Below are 13,631 nucleotides of genomic sequence, written 5' to 3'. Positions count from 1 at the left end.
GGGAATCCCTCACCGATTCAGTGCGGTCGAAATCCGCTCTAGCGCGCCGGAAAAGAGAGATCGGCACGGATCCCCCGCAATGATCGGCAGTTTTTAGGATCGCAGGTGCACGATCTGAACGCCCGCGACTGGGCGATGGCACATCGCCCGAGTGAATGCCCCCGAATCAAAAAGGGCGGGGTGTCCCCCGCCCTTTTCGTTATCCCTGCCCGTCGAGCACCGCGGCGATCTGCCGCGTCACTTCGTCGATATCGGCCATGCCGTCGACACGCCGGACCAGCCCCTTCTCTTCGTAGAAGGGCAGGATCGGCGCGGTCTTGGCGCGGTATTCCGCCATGCGGGTGCGCACCGTCTCGGCATTGTCGTCAGGGCGGCGCTTGAACTCGGTCGCGCCGCACACGTCGCACACGCCGTCCACCTGGGGCAGCTTGTACTTGTCATGATAGCCCTCGCCGCACTTGGCGCAGGTGAAGCGGCCCTCGACGCGATCGACCAGCGCCTCTTCGTTGACCAGCAGCTCGATCACATAATCGAGCTTGCGGCCGCGCTCGGCGAGCAGGTCGTCGAGCGACTCGGCCTGGGCGTACGTGCGCGGATAGCCGTCGAAGATCGCGCCCTGTTCGGTGTCGGCCATATCGAGCCGCTCGCCGATAATGCCCGAGACGATCTCGTCGGAGACGAGCTGCCCCGCTTCCATCACTTGCTTGGCCTTCAGGCCCGTCGGCGTGCCCGCCTTCACCGCCGCGCGCAGCATGTCGCCCGTGGACAGCTGCACCATGCCGCGCTCGGTCTCGAGCCGCTTCGCCTGGGTGCCCTTACCGGCCCCCGGCGGGCCCAACAGGATGATATTCAACAGATCCTCCCCTTACGACCGCGCGCTTAGCGCATCCGGCCCTTGAGCTTCGCCTTCTTGATCAGATCGCCATACTGGTGGGCCAGCAGGTGCGACTGGATCTGCGTCACCGTGTCCATGGTTACGTTGACAACGATCAGAAGGCTAGTGCCGCCCATCAGGAACGGGATGCTCATCGCGGAGAACGCCCATTCCGGCAGCAGGCAGATGATGGTCAGATAGGCCGCGCCGATCACGGTGATGCGCGTCAGCACGTAATCGAAGTACAGCTCGGTGTTCTTGCCGGGGCGGATGCCGGGCACGAAACCGCCATAGCGCTTCAGATTGTCGGCCGTCTCCTCGGGATTGAACACGACCGCGGTGTAGAAGAACGAGAAGAAGATGATGCCGGCGGCATAGAGCGACATGTAGATCGGCGAGCCATGGCGCAGCCAGATGTTCAGGTTCGCGATCAGATCGCCCCACCAGCTTTCGCCCGTGGTGGCCTGGCCGGCGAACTGGGTGATCGTGAGCGGCAGCAGCAGCAGCGACGAGGCGAAGATCGGCGGAATCACGCCGGCGGTGTTGAGCTTCAGCGGCAGGTGGCTGCGTTCGGCCTGCACCCCGCGCGCCGTCTGGCGCTTCGGATACTGGATCAGGATGCGACGCTGGGCGCGCTCCATGAAGCAGATGAACAGCACCAGCGCCGCGACGCAGACGATCACGAAGATCAGGCGCAGCGGATCGATCGAGCCCGAACGGCCGCTTTCGAACAGCTGGACGAGCGTGACCGGCAGGCGGGCGACAATGCCGGCCATGATGATCAGCGAAATGCCGTTGCCGATGCCGCGGCTGGTGATCTGCTCGCCGATCCACATCAGGAACATGGTGCCGCCGATCAGGCTGACCACGGCGGTGATGGTGAAGGCGATGCCGGGTTCGACGACCGGGCTGAGACCGTTAGCGGCGCCGGCAGCCTCGAGTCCCTGCACGAGGAAATAGCCCTGGACGGCGGTGAGCAACACGGTGCCGTAGCGGGTATACTGGTTCAGCCGCTTGCGGCCGCTTTCACCTTCCTTCTTGATCGCGGCGAGCTGCGGCGACAGCGAGGAGGCGAGCTGCACGACGATCGACGCGGTGATATAGGGCATCACGCCCATCGCCACGATCGACATGCGCGACAGCGCGCCGCCGGTGAAATTGTTGAAGAAATCGAGCACGCCGCCCTGTGTCTGCTGCGCGAGCAGGCCGAGCGCCGTCGGGTCGATTCCCGGCAGCGGCACATAGCTCAGCATGCGGAAGACGATCAGCGCGCCGAGGGTGAACCACAGGCGCTTCTTGAGGTCGGTGGCCTTGCTGAACTTCGCCAGATTGATGCTGGAGGCCAGCTGGTCGGCTGCGGATGCCATTTCGTATCTTCGTCCCGGATAAGTGACGGGCGCTCCCCCGCCCTGCGGAGTCGCATATAGGGGTTGTGCGCGGCTTGTCTAATGGCTGCGGGCGCCGAAAGAAACCGGGCGTTGCCCCTTCCCCGGTCATTCCGGCGAAAGCCGGAATCCATTGGGGTCTGCGTTTCGGCGCTTGCCGCGACGGAGCGGCGAATGGATCCCGGCTTTCGCCGGGATGACGGATCTGGGGGAAACAGCGTCGTTCACGACGCGCCCACCAGGCCCAGCACGAAGGAAGGCGGGGCCTTGGGAGCCCCGCCTTCGCATTTCGTCAGCCCTGCTTGGCGGCCTTGGCAGCGGCCTGTGCCGTGCGGTGCTTCGCCTTGGCCTTGTCGGCGGCCGGAACCACCTCGATCACGTTGACCGTGCCGCCGGCCTTCTCGATCGCCTCACGCGCCGAGGCGGACACGCCGGCGACGGTGAAGGTCAGCTTGGCGGTCAGTTCGCCCTTGCCGAGGATGCGGACGCCGTCCTTGCCGCCACGGGCCAGGTTCGCGGCCTTCAGCGCGGCGTGATCGATGTCGGTCGCGGTCAGCTTGCCGGCGTCGACGGCCTTCTGGATCGCGCCCAGATTCACCTCGGCATAGTCCTTGGCGAAGATGTTGTTGAAGCCGCGCTTCGGCAGACGCATGTGGAGCGGCATCTGACCGCCCTCGAAGCCGTTGATCGAGACGCCTTCGCGGCTCTTCTGACCCTTGACGCCGCGGCCGCCGGTCTTGCCCTTGCCGGAACCGATACCACGGCCCACGCGCATGCGGCGATGACGGGCGCCCTGGTTGTCGTTGAGTTCGTTCAGCTTCATGATGTGTGCACTCGCTTTCGCTTTGGTCGCGCGTTGATGGGAAGCGCGGGCTCATAGCGGCGTGCGGGGGGAATGTCGACTCTTGTTTGGGCCTCCTCGGCCGTCTCACAGCGATCGCCGCGCAGGCCCCAGCCGGTCAGTCGCGCGCAGGCCCCTGCAGCCCGGGCGGTGCACCCGCGGCGTCTGGATCCCGACCATGCCATCGGTCCAGCGAGCGCATGATCGGCGTTACCGTCAGACCGTGCAGCAGGATCGAAAAGAGTATGACGAGACCGACGACGCCCCAAAGCCGCCCAACATCGGCGACCTGCATGTGATTCAGGCCATAGGCGAGGTAGTAGATCGTTCCCACTCCCCGGATCCCGAAGAACGCCAGCGTCCACTTCTCCCCCGCATCGGCGGGATAGCCCAGCAGACCGATCCAGCCGCAGAGCGGCCGGATCACCAGCAGGATCACTGCTGCTACGGCGACATCGATCCAGGTCACTGCCGCCAGCAAGCCGCTCACCAACGCACCGCCGAATAGGATCAGCAGGATCATCATCACCAGCCGCTCCACCTGCTCGATGATGGTGTGCATCTCGTGATGCAGATCATGCTCCCGGTGCGCATGGCGGAAGGTGAGCGCGGTCACGAACACCGCCAGGAAGCCATAGACGTCGATCGCCTCGGTGAGACCGTAGGACACGAAGGTGGCGGACAGGGCGATCAGGCCGTCCCCGGTCCTCGCCAGCTTGGTCTCTGCCGGGATGTGGAAGGTGAGCCAGCCAAAGGCACGACCGACCAGCCAGCCCGCGATCACACCGCCCAGGATTTCCCAGGCCACCCGATAGGTGAGCCATTCCACAAGCCAAGGCCCCCCGGATGCGGCGGCTGCGGCGAGCATGATGGCCAAGTGGACGAACGGGAAGGCCGCACCATCGTTGAAGCCGGCCTCCGACGTCAGCCCGAAACGAACCTCGTCCTCCTCGCCGCTCCTCGGCGGCCCCACCTGGACGTCCGCTGCCAATACGGGGTCCGTCGGCGCGAGACTGGCCGCCAGCAGCAACGCGATCGCGATCGGCACGCCCAGCGCCCATCCCGCGAGCACGCCGATCGCAAGGATGCTGAGCGGCATCGTTATGCCGATCAGCCGCCAGGTGCAGGCCCAGCGCCGCAAGCCGAATAGACGATCAATCTTCAGTCCCGCGCCCATCAACGCGATGATCACGATCAGCTCGGTGAAGCGCTCGGTAATCTCGGGATAGCGCCACGGCAGCGGGCGCAACGTCACGCCCGGCAACAGGAAGATGCCCGCGCCAATGCCGATGCAGACGATCGGAAGCGACAACGGCAAGCGCCGCAGCGCCAAGGGCAGCCAAGCGACCAGCGCGATGAGCACGCCCAACCCCGTCAGCATCAGGATGTACGGGTCTGGAAGCAGAGCAGTAGCGTTCATCGCTGGATAAGCGATCGGAGTGGCGGATCGGTCCTCCGCTCCGACGATTTGCACGCCTGCCCCGCCACCGTCCCTCTCCCCCGGCACAACGAAAAAGGGCGGTGGTTGCCCACCGCCCTTTTCCAATGTCGCTGGTCCAGCGAGCCGAAGGCTCAGCCCTCGATCACTTCGACCATGTGCGGCAGCTTGCGGATCATGCCGCGGACCTCGGGGCTGTCCTCCAGCTCCGAAACCTTGTGCATCTTGTTGAGGCCAAGGCCGATCAGCGTGGCACGCTGATCCTTGGTGCGGCGGATCGGCGAGCCGATCTGCTTGATCTTGATCTTCGCCATGATCGTTTACTCCGTAACGGCCGCAGCGTCCGCCTCGGCGGTCTGCGAACCACCGCGGCCGAGCAGGTCGGCGATCTTCTTGCCACGGCGCTGCGCGACCGACTTCGGCGAAGTCTGCTCACCCAGTGCCTCGAACGTGGCGCGGATCATGTTGTACGGGTTGGACGTGCCGACCGACTTGGTCACCACATCGGCAACGCCGAGCGATTCGAAGATCGCGCGCATCGGGCCGCCGGCGATGATGCCGGTACCCTGCGGCGCCGAACGGACGGTCACGCGGCCTGCGCCGAAATGCCCGTTGCCGTCATGGTGCAGCGTGCGGCCTTCCTTCAGCGGAACGCGAACCATCGCCTTCTTGGCCGAAGCGGTCGCCTTCGAAATGGCTTCCGGCACTTCGCGCGCCTTGCCATGGCCGAAGCCGACACGGCCCTTGCCATCGCCCACCACGACGAGCGCGGCGAAACCGAAGCGCTTACCGCCCTTCACCGTCTTCGAGACGCGGTTGATGTGGACGAGCTTTTCGATCAGCTCTTCGCCGCCATCTTCCTGCGCGCCGCGACGATCGTCGCGACGACCACGGTTGCCGTCCCGGCCGCCACGGCCGCGGTTGTCACCGCCACCGGGGCCGCCACGGCCACGGCCGCCGCGCGGGCCACGGCCCTGCTGCTCGGGGGCCGCCTGGCCGGCGTCCTGCGCCTCGACCGGGGTATCGGTCGTGTTGATTTCATCGGCCATGTTTAGAACTCCAATCCGCTCTCACGCGCGGCATCCGCCAGCGCCTTGACGCGACCATGGTAGAGGAAGCCACCGCGGTCGAAGACGACCTGGGTGATGCCTGCAGCCTTGGCGGCCTCGGCAACGCGCTTGCCCACTTCCTGTGCCGCGGCGATCGTGGCGCCGGTCTGGCCACGCACGTCCTTCTCGAGCGTGGAGGCCGAGGCGACGGTGCGACCCTGGGTATCGTCGATCACCTGGGCATAGATGTGCTTGCCCGAGCGATGGATCGACAGACGAGGACGGCCACCGGCCCGCGCACGCAGCGCGGTACGGTTGCGACGACGACGCTTTTCGAAAAGCGAAAGACCCTTGGTGCTGATCACTTCTTCTTCCCTTCCTTGCGGAAGATGAATTCGCCATCGTACTTGATGCCCTTGCCCTTATAGGGCTCCGGCTTGCGCCAACGGCGGATTTCCGCGGCCACCTGGCCGACCTTCTGCTTGTCGATGCCCGAGATCTCGACCGTGGTCTGATCCGGCGTCTTGATCTCGATTCCCTCGGGAATGTCGAAATTGACGTCGTGCGAATAGCCGAGCTGCAGCTTCAGGACCTTGCCCTGCGACGCAGCGCGGTAGCCCACGCCGGTGATCAGCAGCTTCTTGGTGAAGCCGGTGGTCACGCCGGTGACGAGGTTCTGCACCAGGGTGCGCTGCATGCCCCAGAAGGCACGAGCGCGCTTGGTGTCGTTCGCCGGCTGCACCGAAATGCCGCCTTCGACCATCTCGTACTTGATGTCGTCGGCGAGCGGCATGGTCAGGGTGCCCTTGGGGCCCTTCACCGAGATCTGCCCGCCGTCGATGTTCGCGGTCACGCCCTGGGGGACGGGAACCGGCTTTTTGCCGATGCGGCTCATCAGAACACCTCCGCCAGCACTTCGCCGCCGACATTCTGTTCGCGCGCTTCCGCGTCGGACAGAACGCCGCGAGGCGTCGAGACGATCGTGATGCCGAGGCCATTGCGGATGCGCGGAAGTTCCTGCGCCCCCGAATAGATGCGGCGGCCGGGCTTCGAGATGCGCGCGACGTGCTTGATCGCCGGCTGACCCTCGAAATACTTCAGCTCGATGCGGATGCCGGCCGCGGGGCCCATCTGCTCTTCGCTGTAACCACGGATATAGCCCTCGCGCTGAAGCACGTCGAGGACGCGGGCACGCAGCTTCGACGCGGGCGTGAGGACGGAGTCCTTGCGCGCACGCTGGCCGTTGCGGATGCGGGTGAGCATATCACCCAGGGGATCGGTCACTGCCATCTTGCGTGTCCTTTACCAGCTCGACTTCGTGACACCCGGGATCAGGCCCTTGTTGGCCAGATCGCGCAGCATGACACGTGCGAGACGGAACTTGCGGTAATAAGCGCGGGGACGACCCGTCAGCTCACACCGGTTGCGAATGCGGGTCGGGTTCCCGTTGCGGGGAATCTCGGCCATCTTGAGCCGTGCGATGAGACGCTCGGTCTCATCCAGGCTTTCGTCGTTCGCAATCGCCTTCAGCTTCGCATACTTGCCGGCATACTTCTTCACCAGCTGCTTGCGACGCTCGTTCTTGTTGATCGAACTCAGTTTCGCCATGACTTAAGTTCTTCCTTCCTTACGCCGCCTGCTTCGCTTCGCCGTCCGCCTGCGGGAACGGGAAACCGAAGAGACGGAGAAGCTCGCGAGCCTCGTCATCCGTCTTGGCAGTGGTGGTAACAATCACGTCCATGCCGCGCACCTTGTCGATGCGGTCATAGTTGATCTCGGGGAACACGAGCTGTTCCTTGATGCCGCAGGCATAGTTGCCGCGACCGTCGAACGACTTCGGGTTGAGGCCACGGAAGTCGCGGACGCGGGGAAGCGCGATCGTGATGAAGCGATCGAGGAACTCGTACATGCGTTCGCGGCGCAGGGTCACCTTGCAGCCGATCGGCATGCCTTCACGCAGCTTGAACTGCGCGATCGACTTCTTCGCCTTGGTCACGACCGGCTTCTGGCCGGCGATCAGTTCCATTTCAGAAGCGGCCTGCTCGACCTTCTTCTTGTCCTGGGTGGCTTCGCCAACGCCCATGTTCAGCACGATCTTTTCGATCCGCGGAATTTCCATGACGTTCTTGTAGCCGAACTTCTCGGTCATCGCCTTGACGATGGTCTCGTCGTACAGCTTCCGCATCCGCGGCGTGTAGGAATCAGCCATTGATGACCTCCCCGGTCTTGACGGCGACGCGAACCTTCTTGCCGTCGCGGGTTTCGAAGCGAACGCGGGTCGCCTTGCCGTCGGCGGTCACATGCGCGACCTTCGAGACATGCAGCGGCGCTTCGGTGCGCACCAGACCACCCTGGGGATCGCCCTGGGTCGGCTTCTTGTGGCGCACGGCGATGTTCACGCCGGCAACGACGACCTTGTCGTCCTTCGGCAGCGACTTGACGACCTCACCGGTCTTGCCCTTGTCCTTGCCGGACAGGACAACGACCTTGTCGCCCTTCTTGATCTTGGCAGCAGCCATCACAGCACCTCGGGGGCGAGCGAAATGATCTTCATGAAGCCCTTCGAGCGGAGCTCGCGGACCACCGGGCCAAAGATACGGGTGCCGATCGGCTCCTCGTTCTTGTTGACCAGCACAGCGGCGTTGCCGTCGAAACGGATCACCGAACCGTCGGCGCGACGGATGTCCTTCGCCGTACGGACGATCACCGCACGGTGCACGTCGCCCTTCTTAACCTTGCCGCGGGGAGCGGCTTCCTTGATGCTGACGACGATCACGTCGCCCACGCCGGCGAAGCGACGCTTCGACCCGCCCAGCACCTTGATGCACTGCACCCGCTTCGCGCCGCTGTTGTCTGCGACGTCGAGATTGGACTGCATCTGGATCATTGATCCGGTTCCTTCTCGTTTGGCCTGCCGGGACGCGCCCGGTGGTTCCGTTTCTAATGCGTCACCCCGGCCTTACCGGCCGGGGCACCAAAGCGGCGGCCTATGGCCGCAACTCGAGTTCTCCGCAAGAGCGGAGATGACGATTATGCGTCGACCTTGTTCGGCGTCGCGTGGGTGTTCACCCGCTCGATCACCTTCCAGGTCTTCAGCTTGGAGATCGGCGCAGTCTCTTCGATGCGCACGGTCTCGCCGGCCTTGTACTCGTTCGCCTCGTCATGGGCGTGGTACTTCTTCGAGCGGCGGATGATCTTCCCGTAGAGCGGGTGCTTCACCTTACGCTCGACGAGAACCACCACAGTCTTGTCGCCCTTGTCCGAGACGACATTTCCGGTCAGCACGCGCTTCGGCATGGTCTCGGTCCTCTTACTTCGCAGCCGAGCGCGAGCGCTCGTTCTGCAGCGTCTTGATACGGGCGATGTCGCGACGCACTTCCCGCACGCGGGTCGGCTTCTCGAGCTGGCTGGTGGCAGCCTGGAAGCGCAGGTTGAATGCCTCGCGCTTCAGGTTGCCCAGCTGCTCGGCGAGCTGGTCGTCGGTGTTCGCCCGAAGGTCGGTTGCCTTGGTCATTCTATCAGCCCTCCAGGTGCGACGTGTCGCCGAGGCGAGCGACGACCTTGGTCTTGATCGGCAGCTTCATCGCAGCGCGCTCGAACGCTTCCGCCGCGAGCGGGCCGGGAACGCCGTCCAGCTCGAACAGGATGCGGCCGGGCTTGACGCGGGCCACCCAGAATTCCGGCGAACCCTTACCCGAGCCCATGCGGACTTCGGCCGGCTTCGACGAAACGGGAACGTCCGGGAAGATACGGATCCAGAGACGACCCTGACGCTTGATGTGACGCGTGATCGCGCGGCGAGCCGCTTCGATCTGGCGCGCGGTGATCCGCTCGGGCTCCATTGCCTTCAGGCCATAGGAGCCGAAGTTGAGCGCCGTGCCACCCTTGGCTTCGCCATGGATGCGGCCCTTGAAGGCCTTGCGGAACTTGGTGCGCTTCGGTTGCAGCATTGTTCTGTCCTAGTCCTTAGCGGCGATCGTCGCGCGCCGGGCGCACGCCCGAGGTCTGCGCCTCGACGTTCAGCCGGTCCTGCGCCATCGGATCGTGACCCAGGATCTCGCCCTTGAAGATCCAGACCTTCACGCCGCACACGCCATAGGCGGTGTGCGCTTCGGCCTCGGCATAGTCGACGTTCGCACGCAGCGTGTGCAGCGGAACGCGGCCTTCGCGATACCATTCGGTGCGGGCGATTTCCGCGCCACCCAGACGGCCGGCGCAGGTGATACGAATGCCCTCGGCGCCGAGACGCAGCGCCGACTGCACCGCGCGCTTCATCGCACGGCGGAACGCGATACGGCGCTCCAGCTGGTCCGCCACGCCCTGCGCGACGAGCTTCGCATCGACTTCCGGCTTGCGGATCTCGACGATGTTCAGCGACACGTCCGACGAGGTCATCTCGCCCAGCTTCTTGCGAAGCTTCTCGATGTCCGCGCCCTTCTTGCCGATGATCACGCCGGGGCGTGCCGCGAAGATCGAGATGCGGCACAGCTTGGCCGGACGCTCGATCACCACCTTCGAGATCGCGGCCTGCGGCAGCGTCTTGACGATGAACTTGCGGATCTTGAGGTCCTCAAGCAGCAGGCGGCCGTAATCGGCGCCTTCTGCGAACCAGCGGCTGTCCCAGGTGCGGTTGATCTGCAGACGCAGACCGATGGGATTGCTCTTCTGACCCATTATGCTTCTTCCTGCTCGCGCACGACGATGCGCAGACGGCTGAACGGCTTCAGGATGCGGGTGGACTTGCCACGGCCGCGCGTCGCGAAGCGCTTCATCGTGATCGACTTGCCAACCGAAGCCTCGGCGACGACGAGCGCGTCGACGTCGAGATTGTGGTTGTTCTCGGCATTGGCGATGGCCGAAGCCAGCACCTTGCGGGCGTCGACCGCCATCGCCTTCTTCGAGAAAGCGAGGATGTTCATCGCCTCGGCCGCCGTGCGGCCGCGGATCAGGCCCGCGACCAGGTTCAGCTTCTGGGCCGAACCGCGGATCTGCGTGGCGACGGCAAGGGCTTCCTTGTCGCCAACCTTGCGGGGGGCTGCCTGCTTGCTCATTAGCGCTTACCCTTCTTGTCGGCGGCGTGGCCGGGGAAGAAGCGGGTCGGCGCGAACTCGCCGAGCTTCATGCCGACCATTTCCTCGTTGACCGACACCGGCACGAACTTGCGGCCGTTGTACACGTTGAACGTCAGGCCGACGAACTGCGGGAGGATCGTCGAGCGACGCGACCAGGTCTTGATCGGACCAGCGCGCGTGCCAGCTTCCTGGGCGGCTTCAGCCTTCTTGAGAAGGTGCAGGTCCACGAACGGACCCTTCCATACGGAGCGAGCCATCTATCAGCCCTTCTTCTTCGCGTGACGCGAACGGATGATCATCTTGTCCGTCGCCTTGTTGTGGCGGGTGCGCGCACCCTTGGTCGGCTTGCCCCACGGGGTGACCGGGTGACGGCCGCCCGAGGTGCGGCCTTCACCACCGCCGTGCGGGTGGTCGACCGGGTTCTTGGCGACGCCGCGGGTAAGCGGACGCTTGCCCTGCCAGCGGCTGCGACCGGCCTTGCCGAAGTTCTGGTTCTGGTTGTCGGGGTTCGACACCGCACCCACGGTCGCCATGCAGGCGGCGTGGATATAGCGCTGCTCGCCCGAGCCCAGACGCACGATCACCATGCCGCGGTCACGACCGACAACCTGGACGTACGCACCGGCCGAACGGGCGATCTGGCCGCCCTTGCCCGGCTTCATCTCCACATTGTGGACGATGGTGCCGACCGGCATCTGGCCCAGCTCCATGGCGTTGCCCGGCTTCACGTCGGTCTTCTTGCCGGCGATCACCTTGTCGCCGACGCCCAGGCGCTGCGGCGCCAGGATGTACGCCAGACGATCCTTGCCGTCTTCGCCGGCGCCGTAGTTCACGAGCGCGATGAAGGCGGTGCGGTTCGGGTCATACTCGATCCGCTCGACGGTACCTTCGACGTCCCACAGGCGGCGCTTGAAATCGACGACGCGATAGCGCTGCTTGTGACCGCCGCCGATGCCGCGCGAAGTGACATGGCCCTTGTTGTTACGGCCGCCGGTCTTGGTCTTGCCCTCGGTCAGCGCCTTTACGGGGCGACCTTTGTAGAGCTGCGAACGATCGATCAGGATCAGCCCGCGGACGCCCGGCGACGTCGGATTGTAATTCTTGAGCGCCATGGTCAGTTGACCCCCTGCGTCACGTCGATCTGCTCACCTTCAGCGAGGGTGACGATCGCCTTCTTCATGTCGGAGCGGCGGTAGGGCGCACCCTTCCACTTCTTGGTCTTGCCCTTCTGGACCAGCGTGTTCACGCCCGTGACCTTCACGTTCCAGATCGCTTCGACGGCGGCCTTGATCTCCGGCTTGGTCGCATCGCTGGCGACCTTGAAGACCACGGCGTTCGCCTCGGAGACGAGCGTCGACTTCTCGGTGATGTGCGGTGCGACGATCACGTCATAGTGACGGTTGTCGACCGGCTTGGACTGCTTAGCCATTGAAGCGCGCCTCCAGCTTCTCGACGGCAGCGCGGGTAAGAACCAGCGTGTCGCTCTTCAGGATGTCGTAGACGTTGGCGCCGATTGCCGGCAGCACGTCCACCTGGTGCAGGTTGCCCGCCGCCAGCGCGAACGTGGTCTCGACGGTGTCGCCGTCGATCACCAGCGCCTTCTTGCCGAAGCCCAGCTTTTCCAGGTTGCCCGCGAGCACCTTGGTCTTGCCGTTCTCGACGACCAGGCTGTCCATGACGATCAGCGAACCCGCCTTGGCGTGGCTCGACAGCGCCATCTTCAGGCCCAGCGCGCGGATCTTCTTGTTCAGCGACGGATTGAAGTCGCGAACGCGAGCGCCGTGCGCCTTACCACCGCCGATGAACACCGGGGCGCGGCGATCGCCGTGACGTGCCGTGCCGCCGCCCTTCTGGCGGCCCCACTTCTTGCCCGTACGCGCAACGTCCGCACGCTCGCGGGTGCCGCGGGCGGTGCCGCGACGCTTCTCGAGCTGCCAGGTGACGACGCGATGCAGGATGTCGGCGCGCGGATCGAGACCGAAGATCTCGTCGTTGAGCTCGATATCGCCCTTTTCGGCGGCGTCGAGGGTTTGAACCTTGACCTTCACTTAGCCCTCCTGGCCTTCGGTGGCTTCCGGAGCGGCCGCGGCGGGCGCTTCGGCGGGAGCCTCGTTGCTGTTCGCGACGGCCTTGAGGCCGGCGGGGTACGGCGCATCGGCGTGACGGTCGACCTTGACGGCGTCCTTCACGATCAGCCAGCCACCCTTCGAGCCCGGGACCGAGCCCTTGACGAAGATCAGGCCGCGCTCGGCATCGGTGCCGACCACTTCCAGATTCTGCTGGGTGCGATTGCGGTCGCCCATGTGACCGGCCATCTTCTTGTTCTTGAAGACGCGGCCCGGATCCTGGCGGTTACCGGTCGAACCGTGCGAACGGTGCGAGACGGAAACGCCGTGGGTGGCGCGCAGACCGCCGAAGCCCCAACGCTTCATGGCGCCGGCGAAACCCTTACCCTGGGTACGGCCCGACACGTCGACCAGCTGGCCTGCGACGAAATGGTCGGCCGAGATTTCGGCGCCTACGTCCAGCAGACCATCTTCCTCGACGCGGAATTCGCAGAGGATCGCCTTGGGCTCGACTTCGGCCTTGCCGAAGTGACCGCGCTGCGGCTTGGCGACGTTCTTGGCCTTCGCCGTGCCGGCGCCGACCTGAACGGCCACATAGCCATCCTTTTCGGTGGTGCGCTGTGCCACCACCTGGACGCCTTCCAGTGCCAGAACGGTCACCGGCACGTGCCGGCCATCGTCCTGGAACAGGCGGGTCATCCCCATCTTCTTCGCGATAACGCCAGTGCGCATCGGCCTGTTGCTCCTATCACAGAGGCACCCCCGGGACCATTCCCGCGGGTGCGTGTTCAGCCCTAGAATTTACTGCGAAGCCCCCGTCCGGGCTGAACCCCCGCCTTGCGGCGGGAGAGACGGGGGACGCAGGCCCGGCCACTCGAAAGCCGCCGGCGGTATCCCTTGTCGATG

23 protein-coding genes are annotated in these 13,631 nt (G+C 65.0%); all 23 read right to left on the bottom strand.

Translation table 11 applies throughout. The features are described from left to right. Positions 1-199: 199 nt before the first annotated feature. The 23 genes from B215_RS0110965 to rplC all read right to left on the bottom strand — a co-directional run bounded on the left by B215_RS0110965 (position 200) and on the right by rplC (position 13,457). Positions 200-853, bottom strand: a complete 654-nt coding sequence (locus B215_RS0110965) for an adenylate kinase (protein WP_019369693.1) — start codon at positions 851-853, stop codon at positions 200-202. Positions 854-879: 26 nt separating this feature from the next. Continuing rightward, entirely contained in the window at positions 880-2,241 is a 1,362-nt protein-coding gene (secY, locus tag B215_RS0110960) for a preprotein translocase subunit SecY (RefSeq protein WP_019369692.1), read from the bottom strand. A gap of 310 nt (positions 2,242-2,551) precedes the next feature. Then, a complete protein-coding gene (gene rplO, locus B215_RS0110955; RefSeq protein WP_019369691.1) occupies positions 2,552-3,082 on the bottom strand; it encodes a 50S ribosomal protein L15 in 531 nt (176 codons plus the stop codon). 136 nt (positions 3,083-3,218) lie between these two features. Beyond that, on the bottom strand, positions 3,219-4,520 hold the full coding sequence (locus B215_RS0110950) for a cation:proton antiporter (protein ID WP_026009166.1): 1,302 nt from the start codon (positions 4,518-4,520) through the stop codon (positions 3,219-3,221). 152 nt (positions 4,521-4,672) lie between these two features. Continuing rightward, positions 4,673-4,852 (bottom strand): 50S ribosomal protein L30, encoded by a 180-nt coding sequence (rpmD, locus tag B215_RS0110945; protein WP_019369689.1) that lies wholly within the window; start codon positions 4,850-4,852, stop codon positions 4,673-4,675. 6 nt (positions 4,853-4,858) lie between these two features. Further along, positions 4,859-5,587 carry a 30S ribosomal protein S5 gene (gene rpsE / locus B215_RS0110940; RefSeq protein ID WP_019369688.1) on the bottom strand — a complete coding sequence of 243 codons (729 nt, stop codon included), beginning with the start codon at positions 5,585-5,587 and terminating at the stop codon, positions 4,859-4,861. 2 nt (positions 5,588-5,589) lie between these two features. Beyond that, positions 5,590-5,949: a 50S ribosomal protein L18 gene (rplR, locus tag B215_RS0110935; protein ID WP_026009165.1), complete on the bottom strand. Its 360-nt coding sequence runs from the start codon at positions 5,947-5,949 to the stop codon at positions 5,590-5,592. After that, entirely contained in the window at positions 5,949-6,482 is a 534-nt protein-coding gene (gene rplF / locus B215_RS0110930; protein WP_019369686.1) for a 50S ribosomal protein L6, read from the bottom strand. Before rplF ends, rplR begins: the two co-directional genes overlap by 1 nt. Further along, positions 6,482-6,877, bottom strand: coding sequence for a 30S ribosomal protein S8 (gene rpsH / locus B215_RS0110925; protein ID WP_019369685.1), 396 nt, complete (start codon positions 6,875-6,877; stop codon positions 6,482-6,484). The genes rplF and rpsH overlap by 1 nt, the downstream gene beginning before the upstream one ends. 12 nt (positions 6,878-6,889) lie before the next feature. Continuing rightward, positions 6,890-7,195: a 30S ribosomal protein S14 gene (gene rpsN / locus B215_RS0110920; protein WP_010545733.1), complete on the bottom strand. Its 306-nt coding sequence runs from the start codon at positions 7,193-7,195 to the stop codon at positions 6,890-6,892. A 19-nt stretch (positions 7,196-7,214) separates the two neighbouring features. Beyond that, the gene (rplE, locus tag B215_RS0110915; RefSeq protein WP_019369684.1) at positions 7,215-7,796 is read right to left on the bottom strand and encodes a 50S ribosomal protein L5; all 582 of its coding nucleotides are present in this window, start codon (positions 7,794-7,796) and stop codon (positions 7,215-7,217) included. Continuing rightward, a complete protein-coding gene (gene rplX / locus B215_RS0110910; protein WP_019369683.1) occupies positions 7,789-8,106 on the bottom strand; it encodes a 50S ribosomal protein L24 in 318 nt (105 codons plus the stop codon). The genes rplE and rplX overlap by 8 nt, the downstream gene beginning before the upstream one ends. Then, positions 8,106-8,474: a 50S ribosomal protein L14 gene (gene rplN / locus B215_RS0110905; protein WP_019369682.1), complete on the bottom strand. Its 369-nt coding sequence runs from the start codon at positions 8,472-8,474 to the stop codon at positions 8,106-8,108. Before rplN ends, rplX begins: the two co-directional genes overlap by 1 nt. Before the next feature lie 143 nt (positions 8,475-8,617). Beyond that, entirely contained in the window at positions 8,618-8,884 is a 267-nt protein-coding gene (gene rpsQ, locus B215_RS0110900; protein WP_019369681.1) for a 30S ribosomal protein S17, read from the bottom strand. A gap of 13 nt (positions 8,885-8,897) precedes the next feature. Further along, the gene (gene rpmC, locus B215_RS0110895; RefSeq protein WP_019369680.1) at positions 8,898-9,101 is read right to left on the bottom strand and encodes a 50S ribosomal protein L29; all 204 of its coding nucleotides are present in this window, start codon (positions 9,099-9,101) and stop codon (positions 8,898-8,900) included. 4 nt (positions 9,102-9,105) lie between these two features. Then, entirely contained in the window at positions 9,106-9,537 is a 432-nt protein-coding gene (gene rplP, locus B215_RS0110890) for a 50S ribosomal protein L16 (RefSeq protein ID WP_019369679.1), read from the bottom strand. A 16-nt stretch (positions 9,538-9,553) separates the two neighbouring features. Further along, positions 9,554-10,261 carry a 30S ribosomal protein S3 gene (gene rpsC, locus B215_RS0110885; protein WP_019369678.1) on the bottom strand — a complete coding sequence of 236 codons (708 nt, stop codon included), beginning with the start codon at positions 10,259-10,261 and terminating at the stop codon, positions 9,554-9,556. Continuing rightward, entirely contained in the window at positions 10,261-10,638 is a 378-nt protein-coding gene (gene rplV / locus B215_RS0110880) for a 50S ribosomal protein L22 (RefSeq protein WP_010545725.1), read from the bottom strand. Before rplV ends, rpsC begins: the two co-directional genes overlap by 1 nt. Beyond that, positions 10,638-10,916, bottom strand: coding sequence for a 30S ribosomal protein S19 (gene rpsS, locus B215_RS0110875; protein WP_019369677.1), 279 nt, complete (start codon positions 10,914-10,916; stop codon positions 10,638-10,640). The genes rplV and rpsS overlap by 1 nt, the downstream gene beginning before the upstream one ends. Positions 10,917-10,919: 3 nt before the next feature. Further along, on the bottom strand, positions 10,920-11,771 hold the full coding sequence (gene rplB, locus B215_RS0110870) for a 50S ribosomal protein L2 (protein WP_019369676.1): 852 nt from the start codon (positions 11,769-11,771) through the stop codon (positions 10,920-10,922). Between the two features lie 2 nt (positions 11,772-11,773). Continuing rightward, positions 11,774-12,088 carry a 50S ribosomal protein L23 gene (locus B215_RS0110865; protein WP_019369675.1) on the bottom strand — a complete coding sequence of 105 codons (315 nt, stop codon included), beginning with the start codon at positions 12,086-12,088 and terminating at the stop codon, positions 11,774-11,776. Next, the gene (rplD, locus tag B215_RS0110860) at positions 12,081-12,707 is read right to left on the bottom strand and encodes a 50S ribosomal protein L4 (protein WP_019369674.1); all 627 of its coding nucleotides are present in this window, start codon (positions 12,705-12,707) and stop codon (positions 12,081-12,083) included. The genes B215_RS0110865 and rplD overlap by 8 nt, the downstream gene beginning before the upstream one ends. Further along, positions 12,708-13,457: a 50S ribosomal protein L3 gene (gene rplC / locus B215_RS0110855; RefSeq protein WP_019369673.1), complete on the bottom strand. Its 750-nt coding sequence runs from the start codon at positions 13,455-13,457 to the stop codon at positions 12,708-12,710. Between the last annotated feature and the right edge of the window lie 174 nt (positions 13,458-13,631).

It is taken from the genome of Sphingomonas sp. ATCC 31555, from assembly GCF_000282895.1.
Lineage (GTDB): Bacteria > Pseudomonadota > Alphaproteobacteria > Sphingomonadales > Sphingomonadaceae > Sphingomonas.
Note: the sequence above shows the minus strand (reverse complement) of the source record. Positions and strands in the feature narration are given on the sequence as shown.